7 protein-coding genes and 1 pseudogene are annotated in these 4,387 nt (G+C 40.2%); 2 read left to right on the top strand and 6 right to left on the bottom strand.

The features are described from left to right. On the bottom strand, positions 1 to 518 hold a 518-nt coding region (locus ACFILA_RS09140; RefSeq protein ID WP_375661077.1), incomplete at its 3' end, for a phage terminase large subunit. Next, on the bottom strand, positions 499 to 666 hold the full coding sequence (locus ACFILA_RS09135; protein WP_375654711.1) for a hypothetical protein: 168 nt from the start codon (positions 664 to 666) through the stop codon (positions 499 to 501). The genes ACFILA_RS09135 and ACFILA_RS09140, both read right to left, overlap by 20 nt. Positions 667 to 832: 166 nt before the next feature. On the opposite strand from ACFILA_RS09135, the gene ACFILA_RS09130 reads away from it, so the two are divergent. Both ACFILA_RS09130 and ACFILA_RS09125 read left to right on the top strand, forming a co-directional pair. After that, a complete protein-coding gene (locus ACFILA_RS09130) occupies positions 833 to 1,999 on the top strand; it encodes a tyrosine-type recombinase/integrase (RefSeq protein ID WP_375654704.1) in 1,167 nt (388 codons plus the stop codon). Positions 2,000 to 2,206: 207 nt separating this feature from the next. Further along, positions 2,207 to 2,407 (top strand): AlpA family transcriptional regulator, encoded by a 201-nt coding sequence (locus ACFILA_RS09125; RefSeq protein ID WP_015856172.1) that lies wholly within the window; start codon positions 2,207 to 2,209, stop codon positions 2,405 to 2,407. 102 nt (positions 2,408 to 2,509) lie between these two features. Here ACFILA_RS09125 and ACFILA_RS09120 read toward each other — a convergent pair whose 3' ends face one another. From ACFILA_RS09120 to ACFILA_RS09105, 4 genes and pseudogenes are all read right to left on the bottom strand, one after another. Further along, the gene (locus tag ACFILA_RS09120; RefSeq protein WP_375661076.1) at positions 2,510 to 2,869 is read right to left on the bottom strand and encodes a hypothetical protein; all 360 of its coding nucleotides are present in this window, start codon (positions 2,867 to 2,869) and stop codon (positions 2,510 to 2,512) included. Beyond that, complete coding sequence (locus ACFILA_RS09115) at positions 2,866 to 3,051, bottom strand: hypothetical protein (protein ID WP_375661075.1); 186 nt, start codon at positions 3,049 to 3,051, stop codon at positions 2,866 to 2,868. The genes ACFILA_RS09120 and ACFILA_RS09115 overlap by 4 nt, the downstream gene beginning before the upstream one ends. After that, complete coding sequence (locus tag ACFILA_RS09110) at positions 3,039 to 3,452, bottom strand: hypothetical protein (RefSeq protein WP_375661074.1); 414 nt, start codon at positions 3,450 to 3,452, stop codon at positions 3,039 to 3,041. The genes ACFILA_RS09115 and ACFILA_RS09110 overlap by 13 nt, the downstream gene beginning before the upstream one ends. Beyond that, positions 3,449 to 4,387: pseudogene (locus ACFILA_RS09105) on the bottom strand (filamentous hemagglutinin); the annotation flags it as partial. The gene ACFILA_RS09110 and the pseudogene ACFILA_RS09105, both read right to left, overlap by 4 nt.

Genomic DNA, 4,387 nt, shown 5'->3' with positions numbered 1-4,387 from the left:
CGCTTCTCAACGGGGGCATTCTCTCGCAACGGGTTCCATGTCACCCATAATTCTGCATTCCAATCTTTTCCTTCTTCACGCAAAGTCGGTATAAGCGTCTGCCAAGCCGTCTCTGTAACGGGTTCTGCCTCATCAACCCAACAAAGCAAAATCCGCCCCATAGACTTGATACTGGCTATATTGCGGTCAAGACCAGAAAACTGAAAGGCTATACGACCATCTATCGATTTAATCGATGACTCTCCAACCTTGTAATAGTCCTTTAAAAAGTCATGTGCTTCAATGACGCGTTTAATCTCCTCCAATGAACTTTCTGCCAAAGAATTCTGAAACTGACGTGCACAAAGTATAGTGCCCGATATCCCTTGCATACCAAATTGATAGCCTTTTAAAGCAGCCATCAAGGCAAATGATCTTGTCTTTCCAGACCCTCGTCCACCCCAAGCAGCACGCACCAAAGCCTTATCTGTAAAAATCGGTATAAGCTTTGGAACAATACTAATCTGTCGTGTTGTCATTGACCAAAGGCGCGATTTCTACACGCGTTATCACCTTAATGGCTCCCCCATCTTCACCTGTTACCTGTAAAGGCAACACCTTACCAAGCAACGCTAAATAAGCAGCGGGGCATTCCATAGCCTGCTTTTCCAAATAAGAACAAGGCATTGATTTATAATGATAATCTAGCGTTATTCATATTGAATTAGAAACCCGAATACCGTAAGATTCTCTCATTTCAAACCTGCCTATCTTGAATCAACTAAAACCACTCATTTGCACATAACAAGTGGGATGAGTGTGTGGATCAAATTTGTATAAGAAAGGAATAAAAATGGCTCTTATGAACCGTCTTAATGCAAGATCTGTCGCAACATTGGGGGCTGGCAAATATAATGATGGTGCCGGCTTGTTACTTCATAAGCGTAAAGATGGAGGTGCTCAATGGATTTATCGCTATACCATTCATGGTCGGCGCCGTGAAATGGGATTGGGTGCATTAAGAGATGTCTCTTTAAAACAAGCCCGTGAATTGGCAACTGGGTGGCGTTCTGTTTTACGTGAAGGTCGTGACCCTATTAAAGAACGCAATAAACAAAAGCGTGAAGCAATAAGCAATCTCCATTACTTAAAAGACATTGCTTTAGATACTTTTGAAAGCCGTAAAGCAGAATTAAAAGGGGATGGCAAAGATGGAATTTGGTTTACACCTTTACGCCTTCATATTCTCCCCAAATTAGGCTGCCTCCCCGTTTCAGAGATTACACAAACAGAAATACGTAATGTTCTTGCTCCTATTTGGCATACAAAAGCTTCAACAGCAGAGAAAGCACTGAATCGTCTTAATCTTTGTCTCAAACATGCGGCTGCTTTGGGTCTAGATGTTGATTTACAAGCAACAACAAAAGCACGCGCTCTTTTAGGTAAACAACGCCATAAGATCACGAATAGACCAGCGATGGATTGGAAAGATATACCAGCTTTTTATCAGTCACTCTGTAAAACACAAAACATAACACGACTGGCTTTGCGTTTACTTATCCTTACAGGGGTTCGTACACGCCCTTTACGTTATATCCATAAAGATCAGATTGACGGGGATATATGGACAATTCCTGCTGAGAATATGAAAGGAAAGCGTGATACAACAAAAGAATTTCGCGTCCCCTTATCATCAGAGGCATTAGAAATTTTGAAACAAGCGCGCTCGCTTTCTCGCAATGATTTCTTCTTTTCTGCAACCGGTCGGGGAGCTCTTGCGCAGAAGTGTATGGCTCAATATATGAGAGATAATAAACTTGATGCCTGCCCCCATGGTTTTCGTTCTAGTTTACGCGATTGGCTTGCTGAAACAACCGATGCTCCCTATGAGGTTGCTGAAACCATTCTAAGTCATACGGTCGGAGGACAAGTAGAGCGTGCCTATCGTCGTACTGACTATCTAGAACAGCGCCGCGTTTATATGGATAAATGGGCGGCTTATGTCACGGGTCAATCTTAAGATATGGGGTGAATAACCCCATGATCTGTGGATAACTTTCTCTCTTTTTTCTCTCATTCGCTCTCAATTAGACTCATAAATTATCACATTAGAAATTGTATAATAAAATATTGTTTTCTATGAATAAAACATCTTTCTAAATGAACCAAAATGTGGTTAATAAATAGTTATGATTTGTTACCATTTTTTGATAGAAAGGATTTTAGAATGACAGAAAACGATATTCTTTTAACAGACCGTGAAAGTGCAAAATTGCTTCATATGAGTGTCTCAACTTTCCGCCGTCATGTAACCAATGGCTCTCTCCCAAAACCTTTAAAATTTGGTTTTTTATCGCGTTGGTTACAATCAGATCTTTTGAATGTCATCGAGCAAGCAAAACAGCAACGTTATAACGACGCGGCATAAAAAGAAAACCTTGTCACATAAGGATGGACAAGGCTTTCTCAAGCTCATCAACCTGGTGCTTTATTTGGTGTAAATTCAAGGCTTTCTCTGCTGAAGCAAGACTTAAGGCTGGCATTCAAGTTGTTCTGAATGTTTTTTACAATAAGGGCTATTTAAGCGTCTCTCAACACTTCGCTGAGGCATGACAGCACCAGGACGACATATGGGAAGGTTGTCCGATTTATGGTTTTCACACCAATCTTGTATTGTAAAGCTAGGGCGAAAACCTGATTGCGCCATACACATTTCAATACTGGCAAATTGATTCAAATCTAGCGCCACAACCTTATTAAGGTCCGGTACTCCACATTCTAAAAGTATTTTATTTCTCCATAATGCTGGAGAAAGTGAGGGAATTGAGTTAACACATCCAGCTGTATTTAAGAGAGCTATGCAACTCAATAGTTTTAAGATTTTCTTCATTTTTCCCCTCTTTCAATAGATTTATTTACGATAAAACAGCTCATAAGCCTGTTGATATTTCCTGTCACCGCTTCATTAAAACAACGGTGAACAATATTGAAATGGTTAGTTGAGGAAACAATCCCGCCGTTCCAAGCAAAGGCAAAGATGGCAGATTGTTGATCATCACTTAAGGCTTGCATTCAGGTTGTACTGGACTTCTTTTACAAAACGGGCTGTTTAAGCGCTTTTCGACACTTCTCTTCGGGATGACAGCACCAGGCTGACAAATGGGCAAGTTTTCGGCTTTATAGTTTTGACACCAAGTTCCTCCCCATTTATCTTTATAGTGGAATCCTGCTTGAACCATACAGGCATCAATTGTTGCCCATCCATTATTGTTTACCTCTTTATTTTCTGAATCAGGATCGATAAGACTCGGCATTCCACATTCTAATAAGGCTTTTCCTACCTCAGTAGAATCTGCTCCTGGCTTCTCCCACATATTCACGTACCCTGGAGCAGGTTTGTCAATGTTTTCAATGTCACATCCAGCTATACTTAATAAAACTATCCCACTCAATAATTTAAACAGTGTATTCATTTTTTTCTCCATAAATAACCTAAACCTAAATTATCTAAAATTGCATAAGGTGCATAAATTTTTGTATTATCATTATGATGTGCTCCATAATCACGTTTACATGCTGCCGACGCATTACCATAACACCTATGGGTGCTAGATTTAAAGCCGCCTAGAGCTTTCCCTTGCTCTATCATTGGAGTTGCTGGTGGAAATATTGCATAAGGGAACCTCAAGGGTGCCTTATAAAAAGTAGGTAGATTGTGACCAATTCCTGTACCAATGGGATCGAATATATGGTTTTGTAAATAAATATGATCTTTTTTACCATCACTCACATAATATAGTGCATTCGCTATTGATTGAGAGTTATCAGCTGGTCCAAAAAGATAGATATCTGTTTTTTCTGCTATACTGTGAATGCCACGCTGTTCAAAGTCACGCATTCCATTACCCACTGTCAAACTACCACGGCTATGCGCACTAACAATCGCCCCTGTATTGCCATAACGATAGATAAAATCTTGTAACTTCTTGGTCGAATTACTCCATCTCCCAAAATACTCATAAATCGCTACTCCGTACTCTACGAGCCTGTCTTTAGCTTGTGGGTGGTATGTAAAATAAAGGGGCTCATGCTCATTATCAGCTAACTGAACCGCATTACGCGCTGCCTCATCGGGTGTGTTAAAAATACCATTATAGAACATACGCCTGTTGCCATCAGAGCCAGCTTGTAAATACTGCTCATCTTCAGTATTTAAAAAGTGATACAGAGTGATATATTCTCCATCGCTGTCTTTTATATACTCTCCATTTTCATCGGTTAAATAGAGTACTTTGCCATTTTCATCATGCGCAATCTCACCTACTGGATGTTCTTTAACATTTGCGACTTCGCGCACTTTGTCCCAGTATCCCAATCCTTCATCCGATAAATCATTGATCATATCTAC

It is taken from the genome of Bartonella sp. CL71SXKL, assembly GCF_042194935.1.
In the GTDB taxonomy this organism is placed as follows: Bacteria; Pseudomonadota; Alphaproteobacteria; order Rhizobiales; family Rhizobiaceae; genus Bartonella.
Note: the sequence above shows the minus strand (reverse complement) of the source record. Positions and strands in the feature narration are given on the sequence as shown.